At 71.8% G+C, this 17,858-nt stretch carries 14 protein-coding genes; 13 read left to right on the forward strand and 1 reads right to left on the reverse strand.

What is annotated here, in order from left to right:
• Positions 1–8 precede the first annotated feature (8 nt).
• The 13 genes from AB0B14_RS13630 (at position 9) to AB0B14_RS13690 (ending at position 17,152) form a co-directional block, all read left to right on the forward strand.
• Complete coding sequence (locus tag AB0B14_RS13630) at positions 9–1,217, forward strand: Gfo/Idh/MocA family oxidoreductase (protein ID WP_357070974.1); 1,209 nt, start codon at positions 9–11, stop codon at positions 1,215–1,217.
• A gap of 478 nt (positions 1,218–1,695) precedes the next feature.
• Complete coding sequence (locus AB0B14_RS13635; RefSeq protein WP_357070971.1) at positions 1,696–2,862, forward strand: inositol-3-phosphate synthase; 1,167 nt, start codon at positions 1,696–1,698, stop codon at positions 2,860–2,862.
• Positions 2,846–3,781: an SCO3242 family prenyltransferase gene (locus tag AB0B14_RS13640; protein WP_357522597.1), complete on the forward strand. Its 936-nt coding sequence runs from the start codon at positions 2,846–2,848 to the stop codon at positions 3,779–3,781. The genes AB0B14_RS13635 and AB0B14_RS13640 overlap by 17 nt, the downstream gene beginning before the upstream one ends.
• On the forward strand, positions 3,778–4,797 hold the full coding sequence (locus AB0B14_RS13645; RefSeq protein ID WP_357522598.1) for a sugar phosphate isomerase/epimerase family protein: 1,020 nt from the start codon (positions 3,778–3,780) through the stop codon (positions 4,795–4,797). Before AB0B14_RS13640 ends, AB0B14_RS13645 begins: the two co-directional genes overlap by 4 nt.
• 57 nt (positions 4,798–4,854) lie before the next feature.
• Positions 4,855–5,463 carry an EboA domain-containing protein gene (locus AB0B14_RS13650; RefSeq protein ID WP_357070962.1) on the forward strand — a complete coding sequence of 203 codons (609 nt, stop codon included), beginning with the start codon at positions 4,855–4,857 and terminating at the stop codon, positions 5,461–5,463.
• A 1-nt stretch (position 5,464) separates the two neighbouring features.
• On the forward strand, positions 5,465–6,322 hold the full coding sequence (locus tag AB0B14_RS13655; protein ID WP_357070958.1) for a TatD family hydrolase: 858 nt from the start codon (positions 5,465–5,467) through the stop codon (positions 6,320–6,322).
• Positions 6,322–7,521: a metabolite traffic protein EboE gene (gene eboE, locus AB0B14_RS13660; protein WP_357522599.1), complete on the forward strand. Its 1,200-nt coding sequence runs from the start codon at positions 6,322–6,324 to the stop codon at positions 7,519–7,521. Before AB0B14_RS13655 ends, eboE begins: the two co-directional genes overlap by 1 nt.
• Positions 7,518–8,924: a nucleotide pyrophosphatase/phosphodiesterase family protein gene (locus tag AB0B14_RS13665; RefSeq protein ID WP_357522600.1), complete on the forward strand. Its 1,407-nt coding sequence runs from the start codon at positions 7,518–7,520 to the stop codon at positions 8,922–8,924. Before eboE ends, AB0B14_RS13665 begins: the two co-directional genes overlap by 4 nt.
• Entirely contained in the window at positions 8,921–9,988 is a 1,068-nt protein-coding gene (locus AB0B14_RS13670) for a polyprenyl synthetase family protein (RefSeq protein WP_357070949.1), read from the forward strand. Before AB0B14_RS13665 ends, AB0B14_RS13670 begins: the two co-directional genes overlap by 4 nt.
• A 219-nt stretch (positions 9,989–10,207) precedes the next feature.
• A complete protein-coding gene (locus tag AB0B14_RS13675; RefSeq protein WP_357070946.1) occupies positions 10,208–13,060 on the forward strand; it encodes a PQQ-dependent sugar dehydrogenase in 2,853 nt (950 codons plus the stop codon).
• A 75-nt stretch (positions 13,061–13,135) separates the two neighbouring features.
• On the forward strand, positions 13,136–15,244 hold the full coding sequence (locus AB0B14_RS13680; protein ID WP_357070943.1) for a ThuA domain-containing protein: 2,109 nt from the start codon (positions 13,136–13,138) through the stop codon (positions 15,242–15,244).
• A gap of 185 nt (positions 15,245–15,429) precedes the next feature.
• A complete protein-coding gene (locus AB0B14_RS13685) occupies positions 15,430–15,933 on the forward strand; it encodes an ATP-binding protein (protein ID WP_357522601.1) in 504 nt (167 codons plus the stop codon).
• Positions 15,934–16,144: 211 nt separating this feature from the next.
• Entirely contained in the window at positions 16,145–17,152 is a 1,008-nt protein-coding gene (locus tag AB0B14_RS13690; protein WP_357070937.1) for a sugar phosphate isomerase/epimerase family protein, read from the forward strand.
• Positions 17,153–17,216: 64 nt separating this feature from the next.
• On the opposite strand, the gene AB0B14_RS13695 is transcribed toward AB0B14_RS13690, so the two are convergent.
• Positions 17,217–17,624, reverse strand: coding sequence for a hypothetical protein (locus tag AB0B14_RS13695; RefSeq protein WP_357070934.1), 408 nt, complete (start codon positions 17,622–17,624; stop codon positions 17,217–17,219).
• Between the last annotated feature and the right edge of the window lie 234 nt (positions 17,625–17,858).

Here is a 17,858-nt window from a genome sequence, read left to right on the forward strand (position 1 = left end):
AGGCCACCTTGTCCACGACAGACAAAGAACTGCGGGTCGGCATGGTCGGCTACGCGTTCATGGGCGCCGCGCACTCACAGGCGTGGCGCACCGTGAACCGCGTTTTCGACCTGCCGGCGCGGGCCCGGATGGCGCTGATCTGCGGTCGAGACACAACGAAGGTGGCAGATGCCGCCGATCGGCTCGGCTGGGACGCGTCCACCACGGACTGGCGTGAATTGATCAACCGGGATGATATCGACGTCGTCGATATCTGCACCCCGGGTGACAGTCACGCCGAGATCGCTCTGGCCGCACTGGCCGCCGGCAAGCACGTTCTGTGCGAGAAGCCGTTGGCCAACACGGTGGCGGAGGCGCGGGCGATGACCGCTGCGGCGGACGTCGCCCGGGCCGCCGGAGTGCGGTCGATGTGCGGGTTCAACTACCGCCGGGTCCCCGCGGTCACGATGATGCGCCAGATGGTCGCCGACGGACGACTCGGGGTGATTCGACACGTCCGTGCCACGTACCTACAGGACTGGATCGTGGACCCGCAGTTCCCGCTGGTCTGGCGGTTGCAAAAGGACAGGGCGGGCTCCGGCGCGCTCGGTGACATCGGTGCGCACATCATCGATCTGACCCAGTTCGTCACCGGCCAGCGGATCAGCGGGGTCAGTGCGGTCACCGAGACCTTCGTCAAGGAGCGGCCGTTGCCGGCCGAGTCCAGCGGTCTGGCGGCCACTGTGGACGGCGGCTCGGTGCCCACCGGGCCAGTCACCGTCGACGACGCCGCGGTCTTCGTGGCCCGGCTCGACGGCGGCGCCCTGGCCACGTACGAGGCGAGCCGGTTCGCCACCGGTCGCAAGAACGCGCTGCGTGTCGAGATCAACGGCTCGCTGGGCAGTGTGGTCTTCGACCTGGAGCGGCTCAACGAGCTGGAGTTCTACGACGCCACCCGGCCCAGCGTGGAACAGGGTTTCAGCCGCATCCTGGTGACCGAGGGCGAGCACCCGTACATGTCGGCGTGGTGGCCGCCGGGCCACATCATCGGCTACGAGCACTCGTTCACGCACGAGATGCGTGACTTCATCGAGGCGGTCGCCACCGGCGTCGACCCGACTCCCTCCTTCGCCGACGCGTTGCAGGTCCAGCTGGTGCTGGACGCGGTGGCCCGCTCGGCGGAGCTCGGCTCCTCCTGGGCCGAGGTGGAACCGGCGCTTGTCACAGCCGCCGCCTGACCTCTGACCATCCGCGATGGCGGTGTTCGCACCGTCATCGCCCGACCGGCTTTCCGACGCCGACCGGCGAGGGACCGACCGCGGATTGCGCCCCGCGGTCGGGACGAGGTCGGCGGCGGAGAGCGTGCAGCCGGGCCGTACGGCCCGGTGGCGCACGAGCAGGACGGTCGTCCGGTGCGACCGGACCGGGATTCCCCGGCCGCACCGGAGGACCGCCACCACCGGTGGAGACCGGATGCGGGGGAGGCAGGGTCGAGACGCCGACCCGACCCTGCCTACCAGCCCCGCCCGCCCGCACCCGTACCGGGGACCGGTCCGGCGTCGTCGCCGCCGACGCCGACGTCGGAAAACCGGTGCTGTCCCGGTGCGGGGCGGGCGGGCGGGGCCATCCAAACAAGGCCATATCTTTCCGAAACTTATTCTGATATTCCTATATTTAGCGGTACCGACGATTCCTCGAGAACGGGGAAGGAGCACCATGCGAACAGGTGTCTGGCTGATAGGAGCGCGTGGTTCCGTCGCGACCACCAGCATCGTCGGAGGGCTCGCGTTGCGAGCCGGGCTGGCCGGGCCCACCGGCTGCGTCACCGAGCTGCCTGAGCTGCGCGGCCCCGCCCTGCCGGCCTTCGCGGACCTCGTCTTCGGTGGGCACGACCTGGCCACCACCCCGCTGACCAAGCGGGCCGAGGCACTGGCCGACGCGGGCGTCATCCCCTGGCGGCTGGTTGCCGCCCTCCCGGACGAGCTGGGCGCGGTCGAGCAGGAGCTGCGCCCCGCACCGGTCGGGGCCACCCAGGCCGATCGCGCCGACGCCGTGGTCCGCGACCTCACCAGCTTCCGCGAGCGGCACGGACTGGACCGGGTGGTGGTCGTCAACGTCTCCGCCACCGAGGCCACCGCAGCACCGCACCCCGGGCACACCGACCCCGACGCGTTGCGCGCCGCGCTCACCGGCCCGGACGAGGTGCTGCCACCCAGCTCCCTCTACGCGTACGCGGCGCTGCTGGCCGGCTGCTCGTTCGTCGACTTCACCCCGTCCACCGGGCTGCGGCTGCCCGCGTTGGCCGCGCTCGCCGACGAGGCCGGCCTGCCGTACGCCGGGCACGACGGCAAGACCGGGGAGACCCTGGTCAAGTCCGTGCTCGCGCCGATGTTCGCGATGCGCAACCTGGACGTGCGCTCCTGGTCCGGGTTCAACCTGCTCGGCGGTGGCGACGGCGCCACCCTTGCCGACCCGGCCGCGAACGCCGCGAAGGTGCAGAGCAAGCAGCGGGTGCTCGGCGAGACGCTGGGTTACGTCCCGCAGGGCGGCACCCGCATCGAGTACGTCGAGGAGCTGGGCGACTTCAAGACGGCCTGGGATCTGATCACGTTCGCGGGCTTCCTCGGTACGAGCATGCGGATGGAGTTCACCTGGCACGGCTGCGACTCCGCGTTGGCCGCGCCGCTGGTGCTCGACCTGGCCCGACTCACCGCCGCCGCGCACGCCGCCGGGCACGTGGGGCCGCTGACCGAGCTGGGCTTCTTCTTCAAGGACCCGCTCGGCTCGCCCAGCCACTCGCTGGGTGAGCAGTGGGCGCGGCTGACCAACTTCACGCGGCTGCTGCACACCGGCGGGGGCGGTGCCGATGACCACGCTGGCTGACCTCGCCGAGCTGGTCCGGGCGCCGGCCGCGCTCTCGGTCCCCGGTGACGTGGTCGCCGGCGCGGCGGCGGCCGGCGCGTTGGGTCCACGTACCCCCGCCCTGGCCGGCGCCTCGGTGCTGCTCTACTGGGCCGGCATGGCCGCCAACGACTGGGCCGACCGTGACCTGGACGCGGTGGAGCGGCCCGAGCGGCCGATCCCCAGCGGTCGGATCACCCCGGCCGCCGCGGTCGGCCTCGCGGCGGGCCTCACGGCCGCCGGCGTGGGCCTGGCCGCCGCCGTGGGCGGTCGCCGCGCCGCCGCGCTCGCCGTGCCGCTGGCCGCCACCATCTGGGGGTACGACCTGCTGGCGAAGAACACCGCCGCCGGTCCGGCCGTGATGGCCGCCTGTCGTGGCCTGGATGTGCTGCTCGGCGCGTCCGGCGGCCGGGTGACCAGGGCGTTGCCGGCGGCGGTCACCGTCGCCGCGCACACCTGGACGGTCACCGCGCTGTCCCGCCGAGAGGTCAGTGGCGCCGACGCGGCGCTGCCGATGCGCACCCTCGCGGGCACCGCGCTGGTCGCCGCCAGCGCCGCCCTCCCGCACGCCCGACGGGCAGCCGCCAGTGCCGCCGACCAGGGCGGTGCCGACGACGAGATCGGCGGGCGCGCGAGTCGTACCCGCTCGGTCGGGGTCGCGGCCGTGCTGCCCGCCGTGCTGGCCGGGTGGTACGCCGCCCGCTACGGCGCGGCTCAGGCCGAGGTGATCCGGGATCCGTCGGCCGGGCGGGTTCGTGCCGCCGTCGGCGCCGGGATCACCGGCCTGCCCGCCCTCCAGGGGGCGCTGACCGCGCGCGGTGGCGCCGGCCTGCTGGGGTTGGCCGTCGCGGCCGCCGCGCCGCTGGGTCGACGCCTGGCCCGGAAAGTCTCGCCGACATGACAGCTCCCCAGCCCCGATCCGCACCGCCGACGGCCGACGGCACGACGCTGCGCCTCGGGTACGGCACGAACGGTTTCGCCAACCACCGCCTCGACGACGCGCTGGCCGTCCTCGCCGACCTCGGCTACGACGGGGTGGCGCTCACCCTGGACCACGACCACCTGGACCCGTTCGCGCCGGGGCTCGCGCGCCGGGTCGCCGTCCTCGGCCGACGGTTGGAAGAGCTGGGTCTGGCGGTGGTGATCGAGACCGGGGCCCGCTACCTGCTCGACCCGTGGCACAAGCACGCCCCGACGTTGCTGCACGACGACCCGACCCGGCGGATCGAGTTCCTGCGCCGGGCCGTCCGGATCGGCGCCGACCTGGGCGCGGAGGCGGTCTCGTTCTGGGCCGGTGTCCGGCCCGAGACGGTGTCACCGCAGTGCGCCTGGGACCGGCTGGTGGCCGGCTGCGCCACAGTGGTCGACGCGGCGGACGCCGCCGAGGTCACCCTCGGTTTCGAGCCGGAGCCGGGGATGCTGGTGCAGGACATCGCCGACTGGCGTCGGCTGCGCACGGCCCTCGGTGACCCGGCCCGCTTCGGCATCACCCTCGACATTGGCCACTGCCGGTGCCTGGAGCCCTGGCCGGTGCCGCAGTGCGTCGCCGAGGTGGCCGACCACCTGGTCAACGTGCAGATCGACGACATGCGCCGGGGCGTGCACGAGCACCTGGAGTTCGGCGTCGGCGAGATCGACTTCCCGCCGGTGCTGGCCGCCCTGGCCGAGGCCGGCTACCGGGGCCTGGTCGCCGTCGAGTTGCCCCGCGACTCGCACGCCGCACCGGACGTGGCCGCCCGGTCGATCGATTTCCTGCGCGCCGCCGCCGCGACGTCCACCGATTACCACCCTGCCAAACCCCTTTGCTCTGCACCCGCCGAGGCGACATCCGCCCCAGCGGCACCTGCTGCGGCGACACCCGTCGCGGCGACACCTGCTGAGGCGAAACCCGCCGACGAGGCCCCGGCGCATATATAGGTGCAGAGCAAAGGGTGGTGGTGGGGGCACCTGGAGCAGCACGAGGGAGGAGACGGGATGACACCGGATTCACTGCGGGCCGCGCTGGGAGGCGTACCCGATCCCGACTGGCTGGACACGGCGCTGCGCCGGGTCACGGCCGAGCCCACCGCGATCACCCGGCTCTTCCCCGCCGCCGGCCGACGTTGCGGTCGGGCCGCGCTGCCCGACGCCCCCGGCTGGACCGCCGACGACGCGGCCCGGGTGCTGCTGCTCACCAGCCTGCCCGGCGACCACGCGACGTACGCCGAAAGCCTCTACCAGCACGGGGACGCGGCCGAGCGGCGAGCTGTGCTGCGGGCCCTGCCCCTGCTGCCGATCGGCGCCGCCGGGGTGCCGCTGCTGCACGACGCGATCCGCACCAACGACACCCGGCTGGTCGCCGCGGCCCTCGGCCCCTACGCCCGGCACCTCGACCCGGCCGCCTGGCGGCAGGCGGTGCTCAAGTGCGTGTTCAGCGGCGTCCCCCTGGCCGCCGTGGCCGACCTGGACACCCGGTCCGACGGGGAGTTGGCCGCGATGTTGGCCGCGCTGGCCGCGGAGCGGAACGCCGCCGGCCGGGAGTTGCCCGCCGACGCCACCGACCTGCTCGACCGGCTCACCGCCGCACTGCCCCGGGAGGCGTGACATGCGTATCTTCGACCCGCACATCCATATGACCTCGCGCACCACCGACGACTACGAACGGATGGCCGCCGCCGGCGTACGCGCCGTGGTGGAGCCGTCGTTCTGGCTGGGTCAGCCGCGCACCAGCGCCGCCTCGTTCACCGACTACTTCGACTCGCTGATCGGCTGGGAGCCGTTTCGGGCCGGGCAGTTCGGGGTGCGGCACTTCGCCACCGTGGCCCTGAACCCCAAGGAGGCCAACGACCCGCGCTGCCGCCCGGTGCTCGACCTGCTGCCCCGTTACCTGGACAAGGACGCGGTGGTGGCGGTCGGCGAGATCGGGTACGACTCGATGACGCCGGAGGAGGACGAGGCGTTCGCCGCGCAGCTCGCCCTCGCCGTTGCCTACGACCTGCCGGCGCTCGTGCACACCCCGCACCGGGACAAGGCGCGCGGCTGCGAACGCACCCTCGCCGTGGTCGCCGAATCCGGCATCGACGCGGGTCGCGTGGTGGTCGACCACCTCAACGAGGTGACCGTCAAGCTGGTCCGGGACAGCGGCTGCTGGTTGGGTTTCTCCATCTACCCGGACACCAAGATGACCCCGTCGCGGATGGTGGAGTTGCTGCGGGAGTACGGCACCGAACGGATGCTGGTCAACTCGGCGGCCGACTGGGGGCGCTCCGACCCGCTGCTGACCCGGGCCACCGGCGAGGCGATGCTGCTGGCCGGCTTCAGTGACGACGACGTCGACAGGGTGCTGTGGCGCAACCCGGTGGAGTTCTACGGGCAGTCCGGGCGGCTCGACCTCAGCGACCTGGACGTCACCGCCAAGGTGGACCCGCAGACCGGCAACTCGATCCTGCGCGGCGGCAGCTGATGCGGCTGCGACACGCCGGTGGCGACACCGTCCACCTCAGTTACTGCACGAACGTGCACCCCGCCGAGGACCTCGCCGGCATCCTCGGTCAACTGGACACCTACGCCGTGCCGGTCCGCGAGACGCTCGGCGGTGACCTGCTCGGGCTCGGCCTGTGGCTGGCCGCCCCGGTCGCCGCCGAGCTGGCCGCCGACCCGGCGCTGCGCCGCCGGCTGCGCACCGAGCTGGACGCGCGCGGGCTGGAGGTGGTCACCCTCAACGGTTTCCCGTACTCGGCCTTCCAGGCCCCGGTGGTCAAGCAGGACGTGTACCACCCGGACTGGACCACCGAGCAGCGTCTGACGTACACCCTGGACCTGGCCCGGGTGCTCGCCGACCTGCTGCCCGACGACGCCGCCCGGGGCTCGATCTCCACCCTGCCGCTGGCCTGGCGGCAGCCGTGGGACACCGCTCGGGCCGACGCGGCCCGAGGCCGGTTGGACCAGTTGGCCGCCGGTCTGGCCGAGGTCCAGCGGGACACCGGCCGCGAGGTGCGGGTCGCCTTCGAGCCGGAGCCCGGCTGCGTGGTGGAGAGCACCGGTCAGGCGGCCGAGCTGCTGTCCGGAATGGACACCGAACGGTTGGGCGTCTGCGTCGACCTGGCCCACCTGGCGTGCGCCTGGGAGGAGCCGGCCGAGGCGCTGGAGCGTCTGCGCGCGGCCGGGCTGCCGGTGGTGAAGGTGCAGGTCTCCGCCGCCGTCGAGGCGGCCGACCCGGCCGGCGGTGCCGACGCGCTGCGCCGCTGGGTGGAACCGCGCTTCCTGCACCAGACCCGGGGCGCCGGGTGCGCCGGTCTGGCCGACCCGGCCGACCCGGCGTACGCGGCCGACGACCTGGACGAGGCACTGGACCGGGAGCTGCCCGGCCCGTGGCGGGTGCACTACCACGTGCCGCTGCACGCCCCACCCGAGGAGCCGCTCGGGTCGACCCTGCCGGTGCTCCGCGCGGCCCTGAGAGCGCTCTTCGACGGCCCGACCGCCGGCTGCGACCACCTCGACGTCGAGACGTACACCTGGGGGGTGCTGCCGGCCGCACGACGGCCCGGCACCGACGCGGAGCTGGCCGCCGGCATCGCCGCGGAGCTGGCCTTCGCCCGAGACGAACTGGTCGGCCTCGGCCTGACCACAGACCGAACCGTGAGCATGGGGGTGACGCGATGAGCCGACGACTTGTGGTCCTCGACGTGGTGGGGTTGACGCCCCGACTACTGGCGCACATGCCCCGGCTGCGGGGTGTCGCCGACGGCGGCTTCCGGGCCGAGTTGGGCACCGTGCTGCCCGCGGTGACCTGCTCGGTGCAGTCCACCTTCCTCACCGGCGAGCCGCCCAGCGGGCACGGGATCGTCGGCAACGGGTGGTATTTCCGGGAGCTGGGCGAGGTGTTGCTGTGGCGGCAGCACAACGCGCTTGTCGGCGGGGACAAGCTGTGGCAGGCCGCCCGTCGGGCCGAGCCGGGCTACACCGTGGCCAACGTCTGCTGGTGGTACGCCATGGGCGCGGACGTCAACTGGACGGTGACGCCCCGCCCGGTCTACTACGCCGACGGGCGCAAGGAACCGGACTGCTACACCGACCCACCGGAGCTGCACGACGCGCTCACCGGGCGGCTGGGCACGTTCCCGCTGTTCACCTACTGGGGGCCGACGGCCGGGTTGCCGTCGTCGCGGTGGATCTGCCAGGCGGCCGAGCAGATCCTGGCCGACGTGTCACCCGACCTCACCCTGGTCTACGTCCCCCACCTCGACTACGACCTGCAACGCTTCGGCCCGTCGTCGGCCCAGGCCGCCGCCGCGGCAGCCGAGCTGGACACGGTGCTCGGGCCGCTGCTGGACGCCGCCCGCGCCCGGGACGCCACAGTGGTGGTGCTGTCCGAGTACGGCATCACCGACGTGTCCCGGCCGGTGGACGTCAACCGGCTGCTGCGCGCCGAGGGGCTGCTGCGGGTGCACACCCAGGCCGGCATGGAATACCTCGACCCGTGGACGTCGAAGGCGTTCGCGGTCGCCGACCACCAGATCGCGCACGTCTACGTCAAGGACCCGGCCGACGTGCCGGCGGTGGCGAAGCTCTGTGCCAGCCTGCCCGGGGTGGCCGAGGTGCTCGACGCCGAGGGCAAGGCCGCACACGGTCTGGACCATCCGCGCGCCGGTGAGCTGGTGTTGGTGGCCGAGCCGGACGCCTGGTTCACGTACTACTACTGGCTCGACGACGACCGGGCACCGGACTTCGCCCGGCTGGTGGAGATCCACCGCAAGCCGGGGTACGACCCGGCCGAGCTGTTCTTCGACCCGGCCAATCCCGGTGCCGCGAAGGCCCGCGCCGGGGTGGCCCTGGCCCGCAAGAAGCTCGGCATGCGGTACTTGATGAGTGCCGTCGGCCTGGATGCCGGCGCGCGGGCGGTGAAGGGCTCGCACGGGCGGCTGCCCAGCGACCCGGCGGACGCCCCGGTGCTGCTCTGCTCCGACCCGACGGCCGCCCGGGACAAGATCGCGGCCACCGAGGTCAAGGCGCTGTTGCTGGAGCTGGCCGGGCTGCGTGACGGCGGGCCGGGGGAGGGGTCGTGACCCTGACCGTCGCGCCCGCCGACGCCAGCGGGCTGCGGGCGCGCTTCGACGCCGAGTTGGCCGGGTTCCTCGAACGGCAGGGCCCGGACTGGCCCGACGGCGCGCCCCGCGGCGTGTTCACCGCGTTGCAACGGTTCGTGCTGGCCGGCGGCAAGCGGCTCCGCCCGCTGTTCTGCTACTGGGGCTGGCGCGGCGCGGGGGCGCCCGACGGCACCCCGATCGTGGTGGCCGCGGCGGCGCTGGAGCTGTTCCACGCGTTCGCGCTGATCCACGACGACATCCTGGATGGCAGCGACCGCCGTCGGGGTGAGCCGTCGGTGCACCGGCTCTTCGCCGACCTGCACGCCCGCTCGGCGTGGCGCGGCGACCCGGAGGCGTACGGGCGCAACACCGCCCTGCTCTGCGGGGATCTCTGCGCCGCCTGGTCGGACCAGATGTTCCACGAGTGTGGGCTGAGCACCGAACAGGTGCACCGGGGGTACGGCGTCTTCGCGCTGATGCGCACCGAGGTGATCGCGGGAGAATACCTGGACCTGGTCTCGGGTGTGGGTGACGGCTCGGTGGCCAGCGCGCTCACCGTGATCCGGATGAAGGCCGCCCGCTACACGGTGACCCGGCCGCTGCAGATCGGGGCGGCCCTGGCCGGCGCGGAGCCGGACCTGATCGCCGCGCTCGGCGAGTTCGGTGACCCGTTGGGTGACGCCTTCCAACTCCGCGACGACGTGCTGGGCGTCTTCGGCGACCCTGCGATCACCGGCAAGTCGGTCCTGGACGACCTGCGTGAGGGCAAGCCCACGGTGATGATGGCGCTGGCGCGCAGTGCCGCCGACCGGTCGCAGACCGTCCGGCTGCGGGAGTTGTTCGGCAATCCGGCGCTGGACGCCGAAGGCGCGGCGGAGCTGCGCGGGATCATCGAGACGACAGGTGCCCTGGAGCGGATCGAGCAGATGATCCGCGTCCGGACCGAGACCGCGCTCGGTGCTCTCCAGAACGCGATGGTGGCTGACGAGGCGCGTGCGGCGCTTGTTGCCCTGGCCGGACAGGCGATCGACCGCCGGGCGTGATCGCCAACTTTCGATCAGATCGACGAAAGTTGGCGCTGTACCGCCGGAAGGTATGGACACATCGACACCCGCAACTTAGTGTCGTGACCAACACGACAATGTTTCGTCGAGGTGAACCGGCGGCGCGGTAACCCATCGACCCCCACCATCACCGCTACGGCATCCGGCGCGACGGCGCGCGCCCGCCTGGCAGTCACTCGTCAGGAAGGGGCAGCACACATGTCCATGAAGGACGCACCACACCAACGCTCTCGACGATGGTCCTCCGCTGGTTCGGCGCTGCTGCTGGCGGTCACCGCCGGCACTGTCGCGCTGGCCGCCGGTTCGGCTCCCGCACAGGCGCACACGATCGTCGCCACCGACTTCCAGCAGGTCGAACTCGCCCGCGGCGTGACCGACATGGGCGAACCGATGTCGCTGGCCGTGCTGCCGGACCGCTCCGTCCTGCACACCGCCCGCAACGGCACCCTGCGCCGCACCGACGCGAGCGGCACCACCTCCGTGATCGGCACCCTGTCGGTCTACAACCACGACGAGGAGGGCTTGCAGGGCGTCGGGGTCGACCCCAACTTCGCCAGCAACCGGCAGATCTTCCTCTACTACGCGCCGCCGCTGTCCACCCCCGGCGGTGACGCGCCGGCCACCGGCACCGACTTCTCCGCCTGGCAGGGTGTGAACCGCCTCTCCCGGTTCACCCTCAACGCCGACTTCACGATCAACCAGTCGAGCAAGGTCGACGTGCTCGACGTGCCGGCCGACCGGGGCCTGTGCTGCCACGTCGGCGGGGACATCGACTTCGACGCCGCCGGCAACCTGTACCTGTCCACCGGTGACGACACCAACCCGTTCGAGTCCGCCGGCTACTCGCCGCTGGACGAGCGGACCAACCGCAACCCGGCGTACGACGCGCAACGCAGCGCCGGCAACACCAACGACCTGCGCGGCAAGATCCTGCGGATCAAGGTGAACGCCAACGGCTCGTACTCCATCCCGTCGGGCAACCTGTTCGCGCCCGGCACGGCCAGGACCCGGCCGGAGATCTACGCGATGGGGTTCCGCAACCCGTTCCGGATCAGCGTGGACAAGGCCACCGGGGTCGTCTACGTCGGTGACTACGGGCCGGACGCCGGCACCACCAGCTCCACCCGCGGGCCGTCCGGTCAGGTGGAGTTCAACCGGGTCGCCGCACCGGGCAACTTCGGCTGGCCGTACTGCACCGGCACCAACACCTCCACCGAGACGTACAACGAGTGGGACTTCGCCGCCAACACCGGCGGTGCGAAGTACAACTGCGCCAGCGGGCCCACCAACAACTCGTTCCGCAACACCGGCCTGACCACCCTGCCGCCGGCCCAGCCGGCCTGGATCCGGTACGCCGGCGACGCCGGCACCCCGACCGAGTTCGGCGGCGGCTCCGAGTCGCCGATGGGTGGCCCGGTCTACCGCTACAACGCCTCGTCGACCTCCACCACCAAGTTCCCGCAGTCCTTCGACGGGCAGTTCTTCGCCACCGAGTTCGGCCGGGGCTGGATCAAGCCGATCCACGTCAACTCCGACGGCTCCCGGGGCACCATCGACACGTTCCCCTGGGTCGGCAAGCAGGTGATGGACTCCGCGTTCGGCCCGGACGGCGCGTACTACGTGCTCGACTACGGCACCGGCTACTTCAACGGCGACGCCAACTCGGCGCTCTACCGCTTCGACTACGTCGGCAGCGGCAACCGGGCACCGACGGCCGTGGCCGGCGCCAACCGGACCTCCGGTGCGGCACCGCTCGCGGTGACCTTCTCCTCAGCGGGCTCGTCCGACCCCGAGGGCGGCGCGCTGACGTACTCGTGGGCCTTCGGCGACGGGACCACCTCGACCGCCGCCAACCCGACGAAGACGTACACCACCAACGGCACCTACACCGCCACGCTGACGGTGCGGGACCCGCAGGGCGCCACCGGCAGCAGCAGCGTGCGGATCAGCGTCGGCAACACCGCGCCCACGGTCACCATCAACAACCCCGGCAACGGCCAGCTGTTCAGCTTCGGCGACACGGTGCCGTACAGCATCACGGTCACCGACCCGGAGGACGGCACGATCGACTGCACGAAGGTCAAGATGACCTACGTGCTCGGCCACGACCAGCACGGGCACCAGATCACCTCGAAGACCGGGTGCTCCGGCTCGATCACCATCCCGGTCGACGGTGAGCACGACGACGCGGCGAACATCTTCGCGATCTTCGACGCCGAGTACACCGACGCCGGCGGGCTGACCACCCACACCCAGCACACGCTGCCGCCGCGGCACCGGCAGGCCGAGTTCTACGGCACCTCGTCCGGGATCAACGTGTTCAGCAAGGCCACGGCCGAGGGCGGCAAGACCGTCGGCGACATCAACAACGGTGACTGGATCGCGTTCCAGCCGTACCGGCTGGGCAACGTGACCTCGTTCACCGCCCGGGTCTCCTCGGCGGGTGCCGGTGGCACCCTCCAGGTCCGGGCCGGCTCGGCCACCGGCACGGTGCTCGGCTCGGCCACGGTCCCGGTGACCGGCGGCTGGGAAACGTTCGCCACCGTGACCGGCACGATCACCAACCCCCCGACGGGTACGACCACGCTGTACCTGACCTTCGCCGGGTCCGGCACCGGTGCGCTCTACGACCTGGACGCGTTCACGTTCGTCACCGGCGCCGCCACCAGCGGGAGCGGCCCGATCAAGGGTCTGGGTGGCAAGTGCCTGGACGTCCGCAACGCCGCCACCGCCGACGGCACGCAGATCCAGATCTACACCTGCAACGGCAGTGCGGCCCAGACCTGGGCGGTCACGCCGAACTCCACGATCAAGTCGTTGGGTAAGTGCCTGGACGTCGCCGGCGCCGGTACCGCCGACGGCACCAAGATCCAGCTCTACACCTGCAACGGCACCGGCGCGCAGAACTGGGCCGCGCAGGCCGACGGCACGCTACGCAACGCGGCGTCGAGCAAGTGCCTCGACGTTTCCGGCAACACCTCCGCCGACAACACGGCGGTCCACCTCTGGACCTGCCTCGGCGCGGCCAACCAAAAGTGGATCCTGCCCTGAGCTGAGTGGTGGGGCCCCCTGTCACCCCCTACGGTTGGGCAGGGGGCCCTTCCTAACCACAGTTAGGAGAGCGATATGCGCAGACGCCTGCGACCCGTCCTCGGTGCGGCCCTGGCGGCACTCGCCGTCATCGCCTGCACCACCCCGGCAAGCCCGGCCAGCGCCGCCGACGCCCCGTACGACGTGCTGGTCTTCTCCAAGACCGCCGGTTTCCGGCACGACGCGATCCCGGTCGGCATCCAGACCATTCGCGACCTGGGCGCGGCGAACAACTTCACCGTCACCGCCACCGAGGACGCGACCGCGTTCACCACCGCCAACCTCGCCCAGTACGAGGCGGTCGTCTTCCTCAACACCACAGGCGACGTGCTCGACGCCAGCCAGCAGACCGCCTTCGAGTCGTACATCGCCTCCGGCCGCGGTTACGTCGGCGTGCACGCGGCCTCCGACACCGAGTACGACTGGCCGTTCTACGGCAACCTGGTGGGCGCGTGGTTCGCCTCGCACCCGGCGATCCAGCAGGCCAACGTCAAGGTGGAGGACCGGGCGCACGCCGCGACCGGTCACCTGCCGCAGACCTGGACCCGCACCGACGAGTGGTACAACTACCGGACCAACGCCCGCTCCACCGCCCACGTGCTCGCCACGCTCGACGAGTCGTCGTACTCCGGCGGCGGCATGGGCGCCGACCACCCGTTGAGCTGGTGCAAGAGCTACAACGGCGGCCGGTCCTTCTACACCGGGGCCGGGCACACCCAGGCGTCGTACGCCGAGCCGGCGTTCCGGACCCACCTGCTCGGTGGCATCCGGTACGCCTCCGGTCGGAGCAAGGCCGACTGCCGTCCGGAGACCGGGTACACCCCGCTCTACAACGGCTCGACGACCGGCTGGTCACAGGCCGGCCCGGGCAACTTCACCAACTCCGACGCCACCCTGACCTCGGTGGGCGGCATGGGGTTGTTCTGGTACAACGCCAAGCAGTTCACCAACTACTCGCTCAAGCTGGACTGGAAGCTGGCCGGGGACGACAACTCCGGCATCTTCATCGGCTTCCCGCCGTCGAGTGACCCGCAGTCGGCGATCAACAACGGCTACGAGGTCCAGATCGACGCCACCGACGCGGTCGACCGCACCACCGGCGCGGTCTACACGTACAAGGCCGCCGACACCGCGGCCCGGGACGCGGCGCTGAACGCGCCGGGGGAGTGGAACGCCTACGAGCTGCTGGTCGAGGGCGAGCGGCTCCAGGTCTTCCTCAACGGAGTGAAGATCAACGACTTCACCAACACCGACCCGGTCCGTTCGCTCGCCGGCCACATCGGCATCCAGAACCACGGCAACGGTGACGACGTCGCGTTCCGCAACATCCGGATCAAGGAACTGGGCACCACCCCGACGCCCACCGGCACGATCCAGGCCGAGTCGTTCACCTCGGCCAACGGCGTCTCCGCGTTCGCCAAGGAGGGCGCCAACGGTGGGCAGACCCTCGGCTACATCGAGCCGGGCGACTGGGCCGCGTACAACGGGGTCAACCTGACCGGGGTCACCTCGTTCACGGCCCGGGTCGTCTCCGGTGGCGCGGGCGGCAGCATCCAGGTGCGCACCGGCTCCGCCACCGGCCCGGTGCTCGGCACCGTCGCGGTGCCCAACACCGGCAGCTGGTCGACGTACGCCAACGTCACCACCACGCTCGCCAACGTCCCGTCCGGCACCCAGAACCTCTACCTCACCTTCACCGGCAGCGGCACGGGGCTCTTCGACCTGGACGACTTCACCCTGGTCAAGGGCGGCAGTGGCACCCCCGGCGTCGGCCCGATCAAGGGCCTGGCGGGCAAGTGCCTGGACGTGCGCGGCGGCGGCAGCGCCGACGGCACCCAGATCCAGCTCTACACCTGCAACGGCGGCACGGCGCAGACCTGGACCGTGTCCGGCTCGACCATCAGGGCGCTCGGCAAGTGCCTGGACGTCAACGGTGCTGCCACCGCCAACGGCACCAAGATCCAGCTCTGGACCTGCAACGGCAGCGGCGCGCAGAACTGGGCGGCCCAGTCCTCCGACAGCAGCCTGCGCAACCCGTCGTCGGGCAAGTGCCTCGACGTCTCCGGCAACAACTCGGCGGACGGCACCGCCGTACACCTCTGGACCTGCCTCGGCGCGGCCAACCAGAAGTGGACCCTGCCCTAACCAGCTAGAACGGGTGGGGCCGACGCCGCAAAGCGCCGGTCCCACCCGCGCTGCGCCGGTCCCACCCGCGCTGCGCCGGTCCCACCCGCGCCGCGCCGGCCCGCCGGGGCGGGAGGGGTGGGTAGGGCGGGGGGTTTGGTGACGCGGGAGACCGGCGCGCAGCGGACTGCCGTACCTTGACCTGCATGGGGCGGTTCGCGCAGTGGCGCGGGATGGTGCTGGAGCAGGGGCATCGGCTGCACGGTGCGCTTCGGCGCCCGGAGGAGCTGGACGACCCGTTCGATCCGACGGGCAGTCTGACCCGCCTCGACGCGCTCGTGGAGGGCTTCGCCGCCGGCCAGCCGGTGCGGTGGACCCTGGCCGGGCAGCCCCGGCCGTTGCCGGGGCCGGTCGACGCGGTGGCGTACCGGATCATCGAGGAATCGTTGACCAACGCCTGCCGGCACGCCCGGGGCGCGCCGGTCGCGGTCCGCCTGCGCTACGACGCCACGGGCATCACCATCGAGGTCCGCGACGAGGGTGCCGGCCCCCTGCCGTCCGGCGGCGGCAGCTCCGACGCCGGGCGGGGTCTGCTCGGGGTACGCAGGCGCACCGAACGCCTCGGAGGCACGCTGTCCGCCGGCCCGCGTGCCGGTGGTGGCTTCACCGTGCGGGCCGCCCTGCCGGCGCCCGAGGAGGTGGCCGAATGATGATCGAGCCGCAGGGCTTTCGCAATGGGGTGCCACGGAAATAGGGTGGGGGCGGCGACCGTGTTGGTGGCCGGTGACCCGGTGGGAGGCGCAACCCGCCGGGCTCAGGTGTGTTCCGCACCCGCCGGTGACCGTCCGGCGCCGCGTACGCCCGGTCACCCTCGCCCCGGTCCGCACCTGGAATCCCCCATGACAACAGGGGAGTAGAACAATGGCGCGACCCATCACGCTCTTCACCGGCCAGTGGGCCGATCTGCCTTTCGAGGAGGTCTGCCGGCTCGCCTCCGAGTGGGGCTACGACGGCCTGGAGATCGCCTGCTGGGGCGACCACTTCGAGGTCGACAAGGCGCTCGCCGACGACTCGTACGTCGAGCGCAAGCGGGAGACTCTCGCAAAGCACAACCTCGAGGTCTTCACGATCTCCAACCACCTGGTCGGTCAGGCGGTCTGCGACCACCCGATCGACGAGCGGCACCAGGACATCCTGCCCGGCCGCATCTGGGGCGACGGGGAGCCCGAGGGGGTTCGCCAGCGGGCCGCCGAGGAGATCAAGGACACCGCGCGGGCGGCGGCGAAGCTCGGCGTGAAGACCGTCGTCGGCTTCACCGGGTCGTCGATCTGGCACACCCTGGCGATGTTCCCGCCGGTGCCGCCGTCGATGATCGAGCGCGGCTACCAGGACTTCGCCGACCGGTGGAACCCGATCCTCGACGTGTTCGACGAGGTGGGGGTGCGGTTCGCGCACGAGGTGCACCCCAGCGAGATCGCGTACGACTACTGGACGACGAAGCGGACGCTGGAGGCGATCGGCAACCGGCCCGCGTTCGGGTTGAACTGGGACCCGTCGCACTTCGTCTGGCAGGAGCTGGACCCGGTGAACTTCATCTTCGACTTCGCCGACCGGATCTACCACGTGGACTGCAAGGACGCCAAGGTCCGTACCGGGGATGGCCGGCGTGGCCGGCTCGCCTCGCACCTGCCCTGGGCCGACCTGCGCCGCGGGTGGGACTTCGTCTCCACCGGGCACGGCGACGTGCCCTGGGAGGACTGCTTCCGCGCGCTGAACGCGATCGGCTACACCGGCCCGATCTCGGTCGAGTGGGAAGACGCCGGGATGGACCGGCTGCTCGGCGCCCCGGAGGCGTTGCAGTTCGTCCGCCGGCTCGCCTTCGACGCCCCGAGCGCGGCCTTCGACGCGGCGTTCAGCAGCAAGGACTGACCGGACTCCGGACAGACCACGGGCCGGTCGCCCTGCGGCGACCGGCCCGTCGACGTGCGATTGGTCAGAGCGTGCTGGCGTTCGTGCCCGAGCCGGACGGCTTGGTGCGGGGGGTGTTGGTGGCCGACGGCGACCCGGAGGTCGTGCCGACCGTGCTGGTGCCCGCCTTGGCGCCCACGGTAGCGGGCGTGCCGGCGAACGCGTCGTCGGCGGCGGTCAGCTCCTGCTTGCCGGTGCTGCCGTTGCCAGTGCCCAGCTTCTCGGCCAGTTTGGTCTGGCCGAGCTTGTCCTTGCCCTCGCTGTAGAGCTTGTTGGCTTGGGCCTGCGCGACCCCGGCCGCCTCCTGGACGGTCGGGTGGTCGAGCACCTTGCGGCCCTTGACCACGAGCTCCTCGTACTTTTCCCGGCCGGCACGGGCGCCCAGGACGAATCCCGCAGCCAGCCCGCCAAGAAACATGATCTTTCCGCGCATGGCGGCTCCTTCCGTACCTGACGCGCCGTCGCCTCGGCGAGTTGCCCCGTCGGAAGGCGACCTGTTCGCGCCTGCGTCCTCTGTCCGCAGCTAACTACCCATCCTGCTCCCCGCTCACGCATACTTGTGCCGGGATGACGATTTACCCTAATTGTCGATGCGTTGCGGGCGCTGGCCTGGGCACCTCGATCAGCGGCGTGCGGGGCGGAACCCACTGGACCACCACCGGGGGAT

The sequence above is a fragment of the Micromonospora sp. NPDC049171 genome (assembly GCF_040648275.1).
In the GTDB taxonomy this organism is placed as follows: Bacteria; Actinomycetota; Actinomycetes; order Mycobacteriales; family Micromonosporaceae; genus Micromonospora.